19 protein-coding genes and 1 pseudogene are annotated in these 17,058 nt (G+C 52.4%); 10 read left to right on the top strand and 10 right to left on the bottom strand.

Annotated features, from left to right (window positions below; all coding sequences use genetic code 11):
- Positions 1-41: 41 nt before the first annotated feature.
- The 3 genes from yedA to AWM69_RS22160 all read right to left on the bottom strand — a co-directional run bounded on the left by yedA (position 42) and on the right by AWM69_RS22160 (position 2,202).
- Positions 42-932 carry a drug/metabolite exporter YedA gene (gene yedA, locus AWM69_RS22170; protein WP_048378292.1) on the bottom strand — a complete coding sequence of 297 codons (891 nt, stop codon included), beginning with the start codon at positions 930-932 and terminating at the stop codon, positions 42-44.
- A gap of 152 nt (positions 933-1,084) precedes the next feature.
- Positions 1,085-1,696 carry a PolC-type DNA polymerase III gene (locus AWM69_RS22165; protein ID WP_048378293.1) on the bottom strand — a complete coding sequence of 204 codons (612 nt, stop codon included), beginning with the start codon at positions 1,694-1,696 and terminating at the stop codon, positions 1,085-1,087.
- A 29-nt stretch (positions 1,697-1,725) separates the two neighbouring features.
- Positions 1,726-2,202 carry an NYN domain-containing protein gene (locus AWM69_RS22160; protein ID WP_048378294.1) on the bottom strand — a complete coding sequence of 159 codons (477 nt, stop codon included), beginning with the start codon at positions 2,200-2,202 and terminating at the stop codon, positions 1,726-1,728.
- Between the two features lie 183 nt (positions 2,203-2,385).
- Here AWM69_RS22160 and AWM69_RS22155 point away from each other — a divergent pair, with 183 nt between their 5' ends.
- The 5 genes from AWM69_RS22155 (at position 2,386) to AWM69_RS22135 (ending at position 7,636) form a co-directional block, all read left to right on the top strand.
- A complete protein-coding gene (locus AWM69_RS22155; protein WP_218728494.1) occupies positions 2,386-3,048 on the top strand; it encodes a YciC family protein in 663 nt (220 codons plus the stop codon).
- A gap of 86 nt (positions 3,049-3,134) precedes the next feature.
- Complete coding sequence (locus AWM69_RS22150; RefSeq protein ID WP_218728492.1) at positions 3,135-4,217, top strand: endonuclease/exonuclease/phosphatase family protein; 1,083 nt, start codon at positions 3,135-3,137, stop codon at positions 4,215-4,217.
- Between the two features lie 404 nt (positions 4,218-4,621).
- Positions 4,622-5,242 carry a hypothetical protein gene (locus AWM69_RS22145; protein WP_010655526.1) on the top strand — a complete coding sequence of 207 codons (621 nt, stop codon included), beginning with the start codon at positions 4,622-4,624 and terminating at the stop codon, positions 5,240-5,242.
- A gap of 24 nt (positions 5,243-5,266) precedes the next feature.
- The gene (locus tag AWM69_RS22140) at positions 5,267-6,679 is read left to right on the top strand and encodes a CHAT domain-containing protein (protein ID WP_010655525.1); all 1,413 of its coding nucleotides are present in this window, start codon (positions 5,267-5,269) and stop codon (positions 6,677-6,679) included.
- A gap of 624 nt (positions 6,680-7,303) precedes the next feature.
- On the top strand, positions 7,304-7,636 hold the full coding sequence (locus AWM69_RS22135) for a DUF2790 domain-containing protein (RefSeq protein ID WP_010655524.1): 333 nt from the start codon (positions 7,304-7,306) through the stop codon (positions 7,634-7,636).
- Positions 7,637-8,048: 412 nt separating this feature from the next.
- On the opposite strand, the gene AWM69_RS22130 is transcribed toward AWM69_RS22135, so the two are convergent.
- The 4 genes from AWM69_RS22130 to AWM69_RS22115 all read right to left on the bottom strand — a co-directional run bounded on the left by AWM69_RS22130 (position 8,049) and on the right by AWM69_RS22115 (position 12,139).
- Positions 8,049-8,516: a DUF411 domain-containing protein gene (locus tag AWM69_RS22130; RefSeq protein ID WP_010655523.1), complete on the bottom strand. Its 468-nt coding sequence runs from the start codon at positions 8,514-8,516 to the stop codon at positions 8,049-8,051.
- A 288-nt stretch (positions 8,517-8,804) separates the two neighbouring features.
- Positions 8,805-9,737 (bottom strand): copper resistance protein B, encoded by a 933-nt coding sequence (locus tag AWM69_RS22125; protein ID WP_073514879.1) that lies wholly within the window; start codon positions 9,735-9,737, stop codon positions 8,805-8,807.
- Positions 9,738-9,809: 72 nt separating this feature from the next.
- Positions 9,810-11,717 carry a copper resistance system multicopper oxidase gene (locus tag AWM69_RS22120; RefSeq protein WP_010655521.1) on the bottom strand — a complete coding sequence of 636 codons (1,908 nt, stop codon included), beginning with the start codon at positions 11,715-11,717 and terminating at the stop codon, positions 9,810-9,812.
- A gap of 215 nt (positions 11,718-11,932) precedes the next feature.
- On the bottom strand, positions 11,933-12,139 hold the full coding sequence (locus AWM69_RS22115; RefSeq protein ID WP_010655520.1) for a co-regulatory protein PtrA N-terminal domain-containing protein: 207 nt from the start codon (positions 12,137-12,139) through the stop codon (positions 11,933-11,935).
- 379 nt (positions 12,140-12,518) lie between these two features.
- Here AWM69_RS22115 and flgB point away from each other — a divergent pair, with 379 nt between their 5' ends.
- Positions 12,519-12,932: a flagellar basal body rod protein FlgB gene (flgB, locus tag AWM69_RS22110; RefSeq protein WP_019824148.1), complete on the top strand. Its 414-nt coding sequence runs from the start codon at positions 12,519-12,521 to the stop codon at positions 12,930-12,932.
- Positions 12,933-13,000: 68 nt separating this feature from the next.
- Here flgB and AWM69_RS22105 read toward each other — a convergent pair whose 3' ends face one another.
- The gene (locus tag AWM69_RS22105; protein WP_010655518.1) at positions 13,001-13,201 is read right to left on the bottom strand and encodes a heavy-metal-associated domain-containing protein; all 201 of its coding nucleotides are present in this window, start codon (positions 13,199-13,201) and stop codon (positions 13,001-13,003) included.
- Positions 13,202-13,567: 366 nt separating this feature from the next.
- On the opposite strand from AWM69_RS22105, the gene AWM69_RS22100 reads away from it, so the two are divergent.
- Both AWM69_RS22100 and dmeF read left to right on the top strand, forming a co-directional pair.
- Positions 13,568-13,843, top strand: a complete 276-nt coding sequence (locus AWM69_RS22100; protein WP_010655517.1) for a metal/formaldehyde-sensitive transcriptional repressor — start codon at positions 13,568-13,570, stop codon at positions 13,841-13,843.
- A 19-nt stretch (positions 13,844-13,862) separates the two neighbouring features.
- Positions 13,863-14,768, top strand: a complete 906-nt coding sequence (gene dmeF, locus AWM69_RS22095; RefSeq protein ID WP_010655516.1) for a CDF family Co(II)/Ni(II) efflux transporter DmeF — start codon at positions 13,863-13,865, stop codon at positions 14,766-14,768.
- A gap of 135 nt (positions 14,769-14,903) precedes the next feature.
- Here the strand turns inward: dmeF and AWM69_RS22090 are convergent, their stop codons facing one another.
- Together AWM69_RS22090 and AWM69_RS22085 are read right to left on the bottom strand one after the other, a co-directional pair.
- Positions 14,904-15,440 (bottom strand): plastocyanin/azurin family copper-binding protein, encoded by a 537-nt coding sequence (locus tag AWM69_RS22090; protein WP_010655515.1) that lies wholly within the window; start codon positions 15,438-15,440, stop codon positions 14,904-14,906.
- 166 nt (positions 15,441-15,606) lie between these two features.
- The gene (locus tag AWM69_RS22085; protein ID WP_010655514.1) at positions 15,607-15,960 is read right to left on the bottom strand and encodes a co-regulatory protein PtrA N-terminal domain-containing protein; all 354 of its coding nucleotides are present in this window, start codon (positions 15,958-15,960) and stop codon (positions 15,607-15,609) included.
- 206 nt (positions 15,961-16,166) lie between these two features.
- Here AWM69_RS22085 and AWM69_RS22080 point away from each other — a divergent pair, with 206 nt between their 5' ends.
- Both AWM69_RS22080 and AWM69_RS22075 read left to right on the top strand, forming a co-directional pair.
- Positions 16,167-16,856: a heavy metal response regulator transcription factor gene (locus AWM69_RS22080; protein ID WP_010655513.1), complete on the top strand. Its 690-nt coding sequence runs from the start codon at positions 16,167-16,169 to the stop codon at positions 16,854-16,856.
- Positions 16,853-17,058 (top strand): annotated as a pseudogene (locus tag AWM69_RS22075) (hypothetical protein); the annotation flags it as partial. The gene AWM69_RS22080 and the pseudogene AWM69_RS22075, both read left to right, overlap by 4 nt.

Raw genomic sequence — 17,058 nt, 5'->3', positions numbered from 1 at the left:
CAGGGGTGCATAAGTTGCAATGGCGCGCAGTTTACCCTAATTCAGGCGGGTTTCTGCTTGCGCCACTGCGGCAAGCCGATCAACACCACCGCGCTGATGATCACCGCCATCGCCAGGCACTCTTCAACGCCGATGGTCTCACCCGCAAATGCAATGCCAAGCATCACCGCTACGGCCGGGTTGACGTAGGCATAACTGGTCGCCGCCGCCGGGCGTACGTTTTTCAGCAAATACATGTAGGCGCTGAAGGCGATGATCGAGCCGAAGAACACCAGGTACAGCAGCGCCCCCCACCCTGCGGCGGTCGGCATTTCAGTCATGCGCTCTCCGCTCAGCAGGCTGCCGATCAAGAGCACCGCACCGGCCACGAGCATTTCGGCGGCGCTGGCCATGGGCCCGGCGGGCAGCGGCAAGTGGCGACTCCACACCGAGCCAAAGGCCCAGGCTGCTGCGGCAAACAGGATCATCGCAGCGCCCATCGGGCTGGCTTGCAGGTTGGAGCCGAGGTTGAGCATGCCGATGCCGATCAGTCCGAGCACAATCCCGGCCCATTCCAGTCGGGTGTTACGCGCGCCCCAAAAAAAACCGAATAACAAGGTAAACAGCGGCACGGTTGCCACCGCCAACGCGGCGACGCCCGAGGCAACCCCCGAGTGTTCGGCCAGCGTCACCCCGCCGTTACCGCACGCCAGCAGCAAAAAGCCGATCATAGCTGCCGAACGCCACTGCACCAGAGTCGGTGCAGGCGACCCGCGCCAGCGCATAAAACCGTACATCAGGCTCCCGGCCACAAGGAAGCGCACGCCCGCCATCATCAAGGGTGGCCAGGATTCAATGCCGATGCGGATCACCAGGTAGGTTGAGCCCCAAATCACATACAACGCAAAAAAAGCACCGATCAATTGAAGCGGAAAACGACGTACGGCAGGCATGAGTCAGCTCAAAGGCAGAGGCAAGGGATGAAGCAGTCTAGACAAGCATGGCGAAAAGAATAAGTAACAGAATGCTGCAAAAGCGACCGTACACTTTTACCGATCAAACAACGTGGTCGCCGCAGCCTTTTGCCTCGGCAGCGACGACAGGTTCAAAACCCGCGATAACGTTTGAGGTGTTCGTTGATTTTGGCTGCCGGGACTTTCTGCAGGCTGCACAGCAGATCGTGGTTCAACTCCCGCAGACCGTGTTTTTGGCGCAGTTGCTGAGCCAGATGTGCCGTCAGGTTGGCGGCCATTTCGGCATCGGCCATCGCCCGGTGGGCCTGGCCGGTGTGGGGCAAGTCAGCGAATGTGGTCAGGGTACCCAGCTTGTGATTCGGTGCCCCCGGCATCAAGCGCCGGGCCAGCAACAGCGAACAGGCAAAATTCTGCAACCGGGTGCGCTTGATGCGCCCCATTTCAAAGTCCCAGAATTTTTGGTCGAAGGCCGCGTTATGCGCCAGCAACGGGGTGATGCCCACGAACTCATTGACCTCGTTCATCACCTGCTCGGCAGATGGCGCGCTGCGCAGCATGGCGTTACTGATACCGGTCAGTTGCTCGATAAAGCCCGGAACCCGCACCCCCGCGTTCATCAGGCTTTGGTAACGCTCGACAATGCGTCCCTGTTCGAGAATCACCACTGCAATTTCGGTCGCCCGGCAACTGCTGCTCGGGGAGATGCCGGTGGTTTCAAAGTCAATTACCGCGATGCGTTCCAAACCTGATCAATCCTGTAAAAAAGTGGCTATTACTTGAGTAGCAAACTGCCTTCAATCGGCACGTAGCGGCCAGCGGCACGGATCAGCGAGTTAGCGGTAAGGCCCGGTACGCCGTAGGCCACGGTTTCAACGCCGTGCTTGCTGGCAATGCGTTCGAGCAGCAGGTCAAAATCGCCATCACCCGAGGCCAGCACCACTTCGTCGACATCGGCGGCCGAATCCATGATGTCAATGGTGATGCCCACGTCCCAGTCGCCCTTGGCCGAGCCGTCGCTGCGCTGGATGTAGGGTTTGAGTTTTACCGTAAAGCCGAGGTTGCGCAGGATCTGCTGGAATTGCTGCTGTTTGCTGTCACCCCGGTCAATCGCGTAGGCATACGCTTCGACGATTTCTCCGCGCTGACTGATGTCAGCCCATAACGCGGCGTAATTGAAATGGCAGCCATAGGCCTGGCGGACCGTGTAATAGAGGTTCTGCACATCCGCGAAGACCGCAATTCTTTTCACCGGTAAACCTCATGGTGCCCGGCAAGCGGACACACGACTGAAAAACAAGGGCGCAGTATGCCAGCCTGTCGAAGGTTTGCGCGGATAAACCGCCGAGTGTCCCCAGCGCCGCGTTTAGATATGCTCACCCTGGCCCTTCATCGGTTAAAGTGACGCACCGCTTTTGACTGCTGATGCCCGACAATGAATCCGTTGACTGTTATTCGCGACTCCCTCTACTTCTTCCAGCGCAATCTGGTTCAGATCGCGACGCTGTGCCTGCCGCTGGTCATTCTTGAAGCCGTGCTGCAACACATCGTCGAAAACGCCGTGGGGCCAGATCCATCGCCCGGCTACGGCTTGCTGGTCGGCTTGCTGGTGTACCCGCTGTATACCGGCGCCCTGATTCTGTTCCTCGACGCCCGCAGTCGAGGCGAAAGCCCCCGTAACCGCGAGCTGCTGGCACTGGCGCTGACGCTGTGGCCCCGGTTTGCCCTGCTTTCCGCCATCAGCACCCTGGCGATTGTGCTCGGACTGTCGCTGTTTTTTGTCCCCGGTATTTTCCTCACCGTCATGCTGGCGTTCTCTGAATACCGGTTAGTGCTGCGTGGTGAGGCGCCCTTGGCCGCCATGAAGTCGAGCTTCTCCATGAGCAAAGGCCATTTCTTAAGAATTTTCATCTGTCTGCTGGCCGTGCTCGGTCCGCTGATGATCCTCAAGGAGTTGAGCCTCTCGCTGCTGAACAAGGATGAAAATCCGTTGCTTGGTGTAGGCCTCGAAAGCGTCAGCAGCTTCTTGCAGTTGTTTGTATCCGTCGTCCTGTTCCGGTTGTTTATGCTGATCAGCGACTCGTCTGACATGAAATGACAATTGCGCCCAACCGATAGAACCTTGGGCTACCCCCTGCTGTCCGGTATGCTCGTTCACTTCTTGCAACGTCATAAGCCGAGCCCATGCCACGTTTCCTGCGCCTCACCGTATTTGGTTTGCTGCTGATTTCAGGGCTGCTGGCAGGCCTGATTTACAGCGTGACATGGCGACCCGAGGCCAAAGAAGTGCTGTCGCTGAACTGCCCGGCCACAGCACCCGTGCTGACACCCGGCCAGGCGCTCAAGGTCATGACCTGGAACGTTCAGTACCTGGCGGGCAAGCGCTATGTGTTCTGGTACGACCTGGCTGACGGCAGCGGCCCCGACACCCGGCCGAACCGCGAAGACATGGCCTTCAGCCTCGATGAGGTGGCCCGGGTGATTCGCGATGAACAACCCGATCTGGTGCTGCTGCAGGAACTCGACGAGAACGCCAAGGCCAGTGGCTACCAGGATCAACTGGCCTTGCTGCAAGAGCGCCTCGTGGATCTTTACCCCTGCAGCACGCAAACCTTTACCTGGAAGGCCGACTTTGTCCCCGACTGGCATATCTTTGGTAGCGTCGGCCGCAAACTGGTCACCCTCGCCCGCTATCAGATCGAACATGCCGAGCGTTTACAGTTGCCCGTGGCCGAAGCCAACCTCATCAGCCGCCAATTCCAGCCAAAACCCGCCTTGCTGGTCAGTTACCTGCCGCTCAACGACGGCGGGCAATTGATTGCCATCAACACCCAGCTGGATGCACCGACGCAGAACAACAGCAACTTGCGCAAGCAAATGCAGGCCGTCGCGGCACTGACCGACAAACTTGAGAGTCAAGGCACACCCTGGTTGATCGGAGGGGATTTCAATCTATTGCCGATCGGCCAGTTCCTGCGTCTGCCACCCGAGCAGCGCCTGGGCTACTCCTCTGACAGCGAGCTGCACCAGCTGTGGGAGAAATACCCGATGATCCCCAGCAATCCCGAGGCCACCGGCATAAACCGGGAGCTATGGCTGACCCACTTCCCCAACGACCCACGGGTCGAAACCCCTGACCGCACCCTCGACTACCTGTTCTACAGCCCAAAGCTCAAACGCATTGAAGGCTATGTGCGCCAGAAAGACACCCTGACCATCTCCGACCATCTGCCGGTGGTGGGGCGCTTGCTGCTGCCCGTGGATTGAACCGGTAACCTGCTTACAGCCCGCAATGTGGACAGACACGCCGCCTCAGAACGCCGACCGGACGCCCCTCACACTTTGCGCGGTTTGATCCGGGCCGTGGCCTCTGCCACCAGCGGGTCATCCGGCCAATAGTGCATGGTATCACCTATGTCCAATCACCATTGACACCGAAATCCCCCGCGAAACCGGGGCTACCGCCCGATACTTACAGAACTGGATTGACTGTCAATGATTGGGGCAAAGGTTGACATAAATCCTGCCGATTGCAGGTAGGATTGACAGCGGCCAAAACATCCACAGCCAGTTTAGGCGCTCGACATTGACAGTGCCCATAGAGAGGAGCAGTCCGACTGAGGCCAACGGATACATAAATTGATCAATGCAGACTAGAAGGAAGCAATGTATTGAACCTCGAACAAAGCCTAGCGATTCTGCATGAGCACTTTGACAAAGTTTTCCGTGACGCCACTTTAGCTTCATCCATCTCGCATGCAGAAGTCCGACGCATAATCTGCCTTATAATTGATCAGCAAAATAGTGCCCCTGCCGAAGACAGACTATTGTCCCACTATTACCAGTTCATTTTTGCTACCGAAACACTTCACGCGTCATACCGTATATATGAACTAACTGATATGGGGAGCTGGATTGGATGGGCGTTATCAGAAGACACCAGAGACAGTCACTCAAAAAATTTACATCTGGGGAGAATCTTTGACTTCTATTCATCAGCGGTGGTAAGAACCTGGCCAGGGTTTGTGCCGGTGATGGTGAAATTTTTCAGCGCCTTCTACTACTACGCTCGCGAGCGAACAGCCATGAACAATATAGCACGCGAGCTATGGCCCTTCGCCGCATCGACTTTTACAGACACGATGAATCTGCCTGCGGAATACATTTACATTGACGAAGCAAATCTTGGAAGTCAAATGGCATGCTGGGCAGCAAAAGAAGCGCCTGACTTGGCCAAGACTTTCGTTCCATACCTAGAGTCTGTCGCTGGCAAAAATACTCTACCAGATTAAGTCCGTGCCGTTCATTATTACACCTTGTCTACTACAGCAAGTGCGTTCTCAAGCAAAGCATCGCATGAGTGGGCAGCAAAGGCACTCGCCGACTTCAATGAAAACCTCGCTGAGCCGCATAAGCTGCAACTGCTAGCCACTATCTATGCAGGCAATAAGGATGGAGACCCATCCGCACTTCTCAGAAAGATAAACCTTGTCCAAGGTTTCTATAAGTCAAAGCTTGACGGAATTAATTTCTTTCGTGATGCAGCAATGCGGAGCGGCTCAATTTTGCCGTTTGTCGTCAACAGCTTGAACGCCGGTAAAACCCACGTCACGCTTGACGGTTTACTGCTGTGGCACCAGTTACTGACAGCCAATTCCAATATCAATGCACAAGATCTGTACATATCTATTCCGTTCGGTGAGCATGGCTATCTCGCAGCTTTAGGCGACGAGAAAATATTCATTGAGCGTGATACTCAGACCTTTATCGAGCAACTGGTACAATCGAGCAACCATTTTTTAGGCGTGGCAAAAACCATCGCTTATTCCGACAACTCTGGTCTAACAATTCCAAATAGAATAGGAATCCCTAAGTATGGGAATTCTACAGAATACGAAACAGCCCTAACTAGAAGCTATTGCTTTTCTCCATTTCCGTTCAACGCCAAACCTTTATACCAGTTGATTCTTGATACTGAGTGTACCCCGCTGCAAGCGATACAGCTCAAAGTGCGGGGTGAAACATGGCCGCTAACCTCATCGTTATCCACTCCAAAATCTGACAGAAAACCGCAAAATGTTTTGATTTGGTGTGGTGGCGGAAGTCTTACAGAAGAACTTGAGGCCGAAGTAATTAAGCACATCTTTGAATCTGCCGGAGCCACCGTAAAAGTGGTCTGCTTCACCGAAGCCACGCAACAAAGCTTCATCGACGCTTATAAAGACCCTAAGTACGATATTATTTGGGTCGCATCCCACGGCGAGTTTGATCACTGGTCTCCTAAACATGTGAAAATGCACATCGGGGATAATTTATCCGTTTCGCTTGAGGATCTATGGGAGCAGGCTCCAGTCATGGATAAACGGCGATTAGCATTTCTAAACATTTGTGACGGAGCGCGATTTGAGGAACGCGGTTTTCTACCAAAAATCGGTATAGCCCCAGGTTTAGCGAGCGCAGATCAAGCGACAATTTCCCATCTATGGCCTGTCATGGGTTATCCAGCAGCAGCGTTCGGAGCTTATCTAGCTTTCAATTTGGCGGCTGGGAACTCTTATTTCGACGCCTATAAGATGGCGATGCTTGCAATTAGGAGGTCTACATTAGAGATCGCAGACGACCTTGCCTCCAAAACTGGAAGAGAATTTGATTTAATCCGTCAGCTTCGAAGGAAAGAGGAAGATTATACTCCACTTGAGTTCTACGGGTCGGCAGCCTTCTACCAATAACCGTGCTTTTCAGCAGTTCAACTCCCAGCTCAGTTGGGTAGCTCGCACTCAGTGACTGCGTTCTGGCTGAGATGCCCCATAGCAGTAACCGTCCGGCGAACTCACCTACCGAACTCCAGCATTAAGGGCGATTGTGTCCGCGTATTTTTAAGCGAACGCAATCACCCTTATCGCTAGGATTTCCATGCGCCAACGTAGCTCTTATCCCAAAACGTTCAAAGCCCAGGTCGTCCAGAAAGCGCAATGCGGTAAGGTGTGATTGCGGGACGCTTACCGCCAATAAGCGGAAAGCCCCAAAATAGTGGTTGCGCGGCCATTTTCGGTTAATATTTTCTGAGTGTTCGGCGCACATTTTAAGAAAATCTTGGCGCGGTTAAGAAAATCTAGCCAGCGACAGGGGAAAAAATGGGAAATCTAGTGGGTTACGCCCATTTGATCAATGCGATGGAGCTCTACCCACCGGTGCGGTAGCAACTGTCTGAATCGCCCCGGATTCTCTAGACACCTTGCAAGCCAGGAGCCGGGCTCACAATACCTGACACATAAGTAATATTCGCGGCAGCATTCTGAAAGGTATCATTGGTTATTCTCTAGTCAGAAGTAAGTCAGCACTAGGAGACAATCATGAAAGTATTTAAAGCATTTTTTACCATTTCAATATTGGCCTTGTCGTCTTTGGCAATAGCTGAAGGAGGTGGTGATCGCGTTTACGGTCGGATGATGCAAGAAAACCAACAGGCGATGGAGCAGTACGCCTTGAAAAACGGGAAGTCTAACCCTGAAATTGTTCATTATAAATATGGTATGGACCTAGATATTCATAAGATCGTCAGTATGACGCAAGCCAATATAGACTGTGCTGTAGCGCCTTCGCGTATGACCTTTGAAGATTCGGCTGGCAAGCTCAACACTGTAGAGTACAGGGTTATGGGTACTAACTGCCCACGCGGAGGATAGACTAAGGTAGCCATGGTAGGTTCTCTGGAGCGCATGTGTTTAATGGTTGCCAAGTAACGACGAGTGCTGACATTTTCGATTCTTATTTGGATTAGGTTCGATTTATTGCTGAGTAACTACTGCCACTCTATTAACAAATGCTAGCTAGCAACAAATGTTCGCTTACCAGATACACCCCATCTCTGTGTTTCTCCTTTGGTTGTGGAGATGGTTTAGGCGCCCTAGTGGCGCCTTTTTTATGGTGTGTCACCCATACGACTACAAATGCTCCATAGCTTTTTGCCAACCTACAGGTAGATGGTTATAGCCAGTGCGGAGTCCATCTCAATTTTGATAGCTCATTAGAGTAAGCACTCCGTCACTTGCATGATCAAGGGCAGTGACCACGCAAGAATTAAGGAAAGTTTGAAAACTAGTTTGCCGGGTATTCGGCAATCACTTGGTTAATACCTGTTTTGCTCAGGCCAATGACCTGATAAGCATCCTGCTTTCCACCGACCTCCATACCAGGCGACCCTGTCGGCATGCCAGGTACAGCAATCCCGATAAGGTCGTCGCGTTTGATCAAAGCAACTATTTGCTCGGCAGGTACATGGCCTTCAACAAATTTTCCGTTGACCATAGCGGTGTGGCATGACGAGAGACGCGGAATAACACCCAAGTCTTTCTTGACTCTGCTCATGTTGGTTTCTACATGATCAACGACGGTGAAACCGGTGGCTTCAAGGTGCTCCATCCACTTCTTGCAGCATCCACAGTTAGCGTCACGATGGACGTTGATCGTCAGCAATTCTGTGGCATGACCTGCGGAACTGATAAACAGAACCGAGAGTGCAGCGAGGCGCAGTGCCCGACCAGGACGAAAAATGTTATTTCGCATGGGTATGTTCCTTCCCATCAGCATGGGTATGATTTTTTGGCTAAGCGGTCGGAGTTGAAGACGCGTCATGTGAAGCCTCACCGCCCTAAGGATGGGTATGTTGGGTACTTTCATCCTGAGAAGGTGCTGCTACCTCACCGTAGTCGCGGTCTCTCGCCATGATGGTCCTCTGCTTCAGTTACCTCTTCGGCTGCATCTGCATGAAGATATCCAGAGGGAGCACCTTACCGGCAGCTACTATTGCGGCGACCACACCAGCAGAGGTCAATGTTTTTTCATGCTATGCACTCAGAACCACATCCGAATACCGGCAACAAATCGAGCCTCGCTGGTCCTTTCTCCTTCATCGCTCGCCAGGTCGGCCGTCTTGCCGTAGGAGCGGTTCCAGCTAACTCCAATGTAGGGGGCAAATTGGCGAACAATCTCGTAACGCAATCGCAACCCTACTTCGGTGTTAGCCAATCCAGACCCAATGCCACGCTGAGGATCATTTTTCCCGTATAAATTTACTTCGGCTGTAGGCTGCAAGATCAGGCGATTGGTCAGCAGAATGTCGTAGTCGCCCTCAAATCGAGCAGCGGTCTGACCGTTCTCACCGATGTAGGCAGTGGCTTCGGCTTCAAAGTTATACAGGGCCATGCCCTGTATACCGAGCGCTCCCCAAGTTTGTGGCGACCCGGGCTTGAAGTCTTGCCGTACGCCGGTGACGACATCCCACCACGGACCGATGGCGTGTCCCCAAAGTGCGGAGAGTTCAGCGCTTTCCGTTACACCATTGGTACGTTCGCCTTCCGAGCGCAACCACAATCGGTCAACGTCACCGCCGATCCATCCTTTCGCATCCCAGGCCAGTGCACTACCGTTATCAGCATCCTGGTACTCAAACTTATCCAGCAGCATGAAGGAGTTGAGTTGTTTGTCGTGGACACCATGACCTGCCACATCTGGAAAGGCGGCTGCACGGTCAGCGTCGGTAAGTACAGGGATCGGGGTTCGACTCGTGGCGGTCGCCCCTCCATTCATGCTTTCCATACCTTCCATTTCCCCGTCGTCCATGCTCATCTTACTGTGATCCATAGACCCCATCTTGCTGTGGTCCATTGAACCGTGATCGGGCTTAGTTTCGTTTGCCGTAGTTGCAGGTTTGTTAGTTGCTTTCGCAGTAGATGAATGATCACTACTATCTTCTCCTGCCATCACCACAGAAGAGAGTCCGCCCATCAGACCAACGGCAAAGAGGCAACCCACCAGCGATTTATTACGATTTACGTATGTGCTCACAGATCGTCTCCTTTACTCATCAACCCGTACTTCACGGAACATGCCCATTTCCATATGGAAAAGTAGGTGGCAGTGATAGGCCCAGCGACCTAAGGCATCAGCGGTGACTCGATAACTGCGCTTAGTACCTGGTGGCATGTCAATTGTGTGCTTGCGCACCATGAACTTGCCATTTTCGTCTTCAAGGTCGCTCCACATGCCGTGAAGGTGGATGGGATGGGTCATCATGGTGTCATTCACCAGGGTGATCCGAAGACGCTCCCCATACTTCAGACGAAGCGGCTCTGCGTCTGAAAATTTGATTCCGTTGAAGGACCACGAAAACTTCTCCATGTGACCGGTCAGATGAAGTTCAATAGTGCGATTGGGCTCGCGGCCGTCAGGGTCTTGGAAAGTGCTTCTCAAATCAGAGTAGGTGAGGACTCGACGACCATTATTCCGCAAACCTATGCCAGGGTCGTTTAGCTTTGGCGTAGGGCTCATGGCTTGCATATCAACCAAGGGGTTGTTGGTTTCGGATGCTGGATGGGCCTGCATTTCGCCACTCATATCGCTCATCCCAGCCATCTGGCTGTGGTCCATGCCGGCCATATTGGACGTGTCGCCTTTGTCCATTCCCGCCATCTTGCTGTGATCCATGCCGGCCATGTTAGACATGTCACCGCTGTCCATGCCGGTCATGTCGCTTTGGTTCATCCCCGTCATCTTGCTGTGATCCATGCCAGCCATGCCTGACATTTCACCTTGCTTCATATCGCCGCCCATACCAGCCATGCCGCCATGGTCCATGCCCTCCATACCGCCCATACCCATGTCATCCATGGTCAAAAGCGGCCGAGGATCGATCGCAGGTACCTGTGCTTTCAAACCTTCTCGAACTGCCAAGGTTCCACGTGCATAACCGGTTCTATCCATGGACTGGGCAAAGATGGTGTAAGCCTCTTCGCTGGTAGGTTCTACGATCACGTCATACGTTTCTGCCACGGCGATGCGGAATTCATCGACGCTGACTGGTTTGACATGTTGACCGTCAGCCGCCACAACGGTCATTTTCAAACCAGGGATGCGAACGTCGAAATAGCTCATAGCTGAACCGTTGATAAAGCGCAGGCGCAGCTTCTCGCCCGGCTTGAAAATACCGGTCCAGTTACCGTTAGGCGCTTGGCCATTCATGAGATAGGTGTAAGTATCCCCACTGACGTCTGCGAGATCAGTGGGGTTCATTTTCATTTCAGCCCACATCTTGCGGTCGGCCACAGCAGCAGACCAACCTTGCTTGCTGACGTCGCCGATAAAGTCGCCCACGGTACGTTTGTGGTGGTTGTAGTAGTCCGATTGCTTCTTGAGCTTGGCCATGACACGACTAGGATCTTCATCGGTCCAGTCAGTCAACATCACCACATAGTCGCGATCGTATTGAAAAGGTTCAGGCTCTTTAGAGTCGATGACAATTGGACCGTATACGCCTGCCTGTTCCTGCAAGCCTGAATGGCTGTGGTACCAGTATGTGCCGTTTTGATGCACATTGAATTTGTACTCGTACATCCCGTCGGGCGCGATGCCATGGAAACTCAACCCCGGTACACCGTCCATATTGGCGGGCAGAATGATCCCGTGCCAATGAATCGACGTGTCTTGGTCTAGGCGGTTTTTCACACGCAGTGTGACCGTTTCGCCTTCGCGCCAACGAAGCAAAGGTCCGGGCAACGAACCATTGATGGTCATGGCTGTGCGCGGCGAGCCAGTAATATTTACAGGGGTTTCACCAATAAACAGATCAAATTCGTTACCGGTGAGAATGCTCGGCAGACCAGGACTGGTCACTGCCCATACAGGAGTGCGCCACAGACCAAGGCCGCCGAGAACGCCACCAGCGGCCAGGCCTTTAACGAATGTCCGCCTAGAGGTTTTGGAATTCATGCCGTTTACGTCCGATCAGTGAAAAAGGGAAGCCGTGCGAAACAACCAATGAGTTGCTCAACAGGTTGAAGGAACTCTCTCGGGGGGATGCGCCCGAATGAGCTTAGCTCGCCGTCACTAAAAACGAGTGTTTACGGCAAGCGAGCTCAGAAATTGCCACATTTGAACCATCACAGTGATTACATTTCTGTCAGTTTTGATGCGCAGTAAGCTATTCAGCAATTCTTGTGGCCCATCGCTTTGACTTTGCTTTCTGCGATCGGGGGCTGGGTGCTCTGTTGTTGGGCTATTTGATACGATTCCATTGAATTATTCCTAGCTACTTCCATGCGGGCGAACGTCCGGTCACCACCGCCTTCAGCCATAGCAAAAGAAGAGACGGTTAGGGCTGCAATGATGAACAAAGCTTTGATGGATTTCATTTTAGTGTCCTCTGGGAGTATTGGTAATCCCTAAATCCACATCAAACGATGATTCTTAGGGGAGAGCTTAAGGCTCAATAGGACTATAAAACTCATGCCCTGTCAGAAGCCTTAGCTGAATATTACAGTTGTGTCAGGTTGGCATATTTCTCTTGAGGAATACGCTATTCAATACGTAAAGTATCGATCTTTTCGAGTCGCACGGCTGTTTATTTAGCCTCAGCTTTAGGTGGGTAATTGATTTGGTTTAGGTGCTTTCAAGGTGAAGTCGTTTTTAGATTTCTATGCCGGAGCTTCGTGTATGAACCTAGATGCACTGCGGCAAAATCAAAGTATTAGTTGTTCTTGGAAAAAATTGAGCCATCAAGGGTGATTGAGTGTGAGCATTAACTTTGAGAAAGCACTTGGCACATCAGAAAGAGCGTTATTTTATCGTAGTCAAAGAGCTGAAATCCTGAGTAATAATATCGCAAACGCCGATACGCCGAACTTCAAAGCTCGAGATATGGACTTCTCTACTGTGCTTGCAAGTCAGAATAGAGAAAACCTTGCTAATACGTTTTCTTTGAAAACGCCAAATGTAAAACATATTGCCGGAAAAGATTCAGCAAGTGATATTTACGGAAGCGGTTTGCTTTACAGCACTCCGGTTCAACCTGCCATCGATCAAAATACTGTCGATCAGCAGGTTGAGGTCGCAAAATACACAGAAAATGGGATACGTTTCGATGCCGCTTTTACTCGTTTGAATGGTGCATTCAAAGGTTTGCTCAAAGCTCTGCGAGGAGATTAGTAGCGCAGGGTCTTGTGAGCCATCCGCATAAGGGGCGCTGACTATGGGCCAAGGGTAGGTGTCAGCATTCAAGTGCTGATTTGGGAAGGAAAACCTAACGCCTCGACAGCTTTACGAATTTGCTCTGAGCTTTCGCTACTTTCAACACTCACCTTTCCGGCGGACCGATCCACGGAAATCGTAGCTTTGTTGTCCAAGGACTGAATTGCTTTAGTGATTTTGCTGACGCAACCGCCGCAACCAATGCCTGATACATCTAAGATGAACATGATTATTCCTCTCGTGCTGAGCGGTCTCTTTACACCGCACCGACAGCATCAAGGTTGACACTATGGCAATGTCAATAATTGTCTGTTTCAAATTGTGAGTGTCATTGATGTATGACAGCACAGACTTGACCAACCGTTTTCATTTGATCTAACCACCCGATTTGCATCGAGTTCGACCAGTACGCATCTAGGCCATGGCCGGCAGAGCACGGCCAGAAGAAAACACTCCAGGCCCTCTGCTTCATCCTCAGATTTGAACCTCTCTTTCCTGCTCACTGTTTTTTAATGCCCCATACGCCTGCGAACCTTGTATAGGTATAGGGGGTATGCCTATCATGTGCGACGTATAGGTAGGAGAGGTATCCCATGGGCCATATCGCAGCAAACAAAGATGATCTTCTCAAGCGTGTAAAACGTATCGCCGGACAACTTCAAGCGGTTGAGCGAGCGTTGGAATCGGATCTCGATTGCGCCAAAACACTGCACCTTGTTGCCGCCACTCGCGGTGCCATGAACGGCTTGATGGAGGAAATCATCGAGGAGCATGCGCGTGAGCATGTCGCGAACCCTGCTCTCAGTGAAGAAGAGCGAAGTAAGGGCGTCGAAGAGCTTCTTGAAGCCATTCGCCGCTACTCCAAGTAAACGCTGTCAGGAATCACTCATGAGCAGTATCGACATCAAACACACCCACGACCACGTGTTCCTTGGCTCAGCGCACGACGATAATGCCAAGCGTACGCTTTGGGTTGTGGCACTTACCGTTGTGATGATGGTTGGCGAGATCACCGCCGGTTATATAACTGGCTCAATGGCGTTACTGGCCGATGGCTTTCATATGGCAACCCATGCCGTAGCATTGGGCATCGCGGCCGTCGCTTACGGATATGCAAAACGCCACGCTTCCAGCCAGCGCTACAGTTTCGGTACCGGAAAGGTTGGAGACCTAGGCGGGTTTGCCTCGGCGTTGATTCTCGGCATGGTCTCCCTGGGAATTGGCGTTGAGTCTGTCATGCGCCTCTTCCAGCCAACGGACGTGCAGTTCGGCACCGCTACGCTCATCGCAATTGCCGGTTTGATCGTCAACATTGCCAGCGCCCTGCTGCTGGGCCATGGGCACGATCATGATGATCATGACCATGCCCATCACGGGAGCGACAACAACCTGAAATCGGCCTACGTCCACGTCATCGCGGACGCGCTGACTTCGGTTCTGGCCATTGTGGCACTGCTCGCCGGCCGTTATCTCGGCTGGGTGTGGCTGGACCCGGTCATGGGCATCGTCGGTGCCATCGTTATTGCGCGGTGGGCATGGACCTTGATGGGGGTCACTGCAGGTGTACTGCTGGATCAGACCGATGCGCATGTTGCCGAGGAAATCCGTGAACTGGTTGAGACGCCGGGGGATGCCACCATTACGGACTTGCACGTCTGGCAGATTGGGCCACAAGCCCATGCGGCAATCGTCAGCGTCCTTGGTGAGGCCACTGCGAATGCCGACAGCATTCGTGAACGTCTCAAGTCGGTTCACGAGGTCAGCCATCTGACGATCGAGTTTCGACCAGTCTAATTCAGCGCCTCCTCACTATGGCCTCCAATGGTGCCCGCAACTCTTCCAGGGTAACGTGATCTGCGCGGATCGAACGCCGGTTGATTATCACGCGCCAACGCTTTCGTCGACGCGTGGTTTGCAGCCTACTACGACCTACTTCAGGACAATCTGACCGACCATCCCTGATTGATAATGCCCCGGCACGTTGCAAGCAAATTGAAGCCCAGTGGTGGTGTTGAAGGTCCAGATCAGCTCCTTGGTTGCGCCTGGCTCGATCAGCACGCTGTTCGGGTCGTTGTGTTCCATTTCGACCATCTTCATCCCTCCCATGCTATGGCCCATGTCGCTCATCATTTTCCCGGCCCCGGTGGGGCTTAGCGCCCCGTTCTGGAACATGTTCGCCATTTCTTTTTGGTGTGCCGCATGAGCAGCGGCTTTGCCGATGTTGAACTCGTGCAGCAGCGAACCCTCATTGCGAAGGACGAATCGGACCGTTTCACCCGGTTTGACGTCGATGCTTTTAGGTTTGAAGAAAACATCACCCATCTCCACTTCCACCGTACGGGTAACCTTAGAAGAGACACCGGGCTGGCCGATGTCCTCTTTACCATGACCAACACTGGCGATCGCCGTAGCACCGAAGATTAGGGTGATTGCCGCAATAACAGGGGTAATGAGCTTAGCTTTCATGGTGACCTCGAGAGTAAGAGGGAATCACTGGCTATGCTAAAGGGAATGAGCTGCTAGTTAACTGACCTGAACACTACATTTCTGTCAGTTTTCAAAAGAAAACACGGCGCCCAGGTAACGCCGTGTTCAGCGGAGCGGTTAACAAACCCCAATGAGACTAGGTTGGTCACTGATGGTTTTCAGAAAGCATCAATTTGTGCTCACGCTGCATTTGGCTCAAAACGTCATCAACTATTTTGTCGTGCTTTTCCATCCAAGCGAGGTGCTGCTGAGGTGACATCGATGCGTCTGGGTGATCTTGATGGAGCTGACTCATGATCTCCCCAAGCATATTCATATGCTCGGCCATGTGGACATGACGCTGCCCTTCAGGAGCTCTTTCAGCTTGTATAAGCACAGATTCAGCCTTGTTGCGCAGGTTTTCCATACGCTCTACAACCCGGTCTCCGCCACTTTCAGCCCATAGAGAAGACGAGACGAGTAGCGAGCTCACAAGAATAAGAACTTTTAAGCGATTCATGGTGCCGCTCCTTTTGGAATTGTTTTCCGGCTCCAAATACGGTTCATGCTGAAGAGTCGGCTGAGCATTAGGGAAATGCTCATTTTTGACCATAGACAGCGGTCGCTGACATATACCTGAAGCCAATATTACTTTTCTGTCAGTTGCTGCTTGGCTTGTGTTTTTCGTTGCAGACTCCGTTTCATAATTACTTGAGAGCCACTCCTATGAGACTTCTTGTTGCTGAAGACGAACCAAAAATAGGCATCTATTTGCAGCAAGGACTCACCGAGGCGGGGTTCAATGTTGATCGGTTTACCGATGGCAAAGAGGCACTTCAGCACGCCTTGAGCGAAGCCTATGACCTGCTGATTCTCGACGTCATGATGCCTGGGCTGGATGGCTGGGAAGTCCTCCAGAAGGTACGTGCATCCGGGAAGGATGTTCCCGTGCTCTTCCTCACGGCGCGAGACCGCGTCGAAGATCGAGTGAAGGGCCTTGAACTCGGGGCAGATGATTACCTGATCAAACCGTTCGCCTTTTCTGAGCTTTTGGCTCGCGTTAGAACGCTGCTGCGTAGGGGTAGCAGCGCTCCCTCGCAAACCTATATGAAATTGGCCGATCTGGAAGTGGACCTGCTTAAGCGTCGGGCCATCCGTGGAGGTAAACGTATAGATCTGACAGCTAAAGAGTTTGCTTTGCTTGAGCTGTTGCTGCGTCGTCGAGGAGAGGTGTTGCCAAAATCGCTTATCGCTTCCCAAGTTTGGGACATGAATTTTGATAGCGATACCAACGTTATCGAGGTGGCGATCAGGCGACTGAGAGCCAAAATCGATGATGATTTTGAGGTCAAGCTGATTCATACCTCGCGAGGTATGGGTTACATGCTCGACTCTCCTGATTCGGAGTCGAAATGAAGCGAATGTCTCTGACGAGCCGTATGAGTCTGATGTTCATGCTGGCTGTAACGGCGGTGCTCACTATTGCCGGCCTCAGCTTCAATAACCTTAGCCAGCATCACTTCAAGATGCTGGATCAACAGGCACTAAGCGAAAAGCTCCATTCTACTCAGAGAATTTTGACTGGATTGAATAGCATCGTGAATAGCCCCGGATTCTC

It is taken from the genome of Pseudomonas sp. D1HM (assembly GCF_019266105.1).
In the GTDB taxonomy this organism is placed as follows: domain Bacteria; phylum Pseudomonadota; class Gammaproteobacteria; order Pseudomonadales; family Pseudomonadaceae; genus Aquipseudomonas; species Aquipseudomonas taetrolens.
The sequence above is the reverse complement of the archived record's forward strand: the minus strand, read 5'-3'. Positions and strand labels throughout refer to the sequence as shown.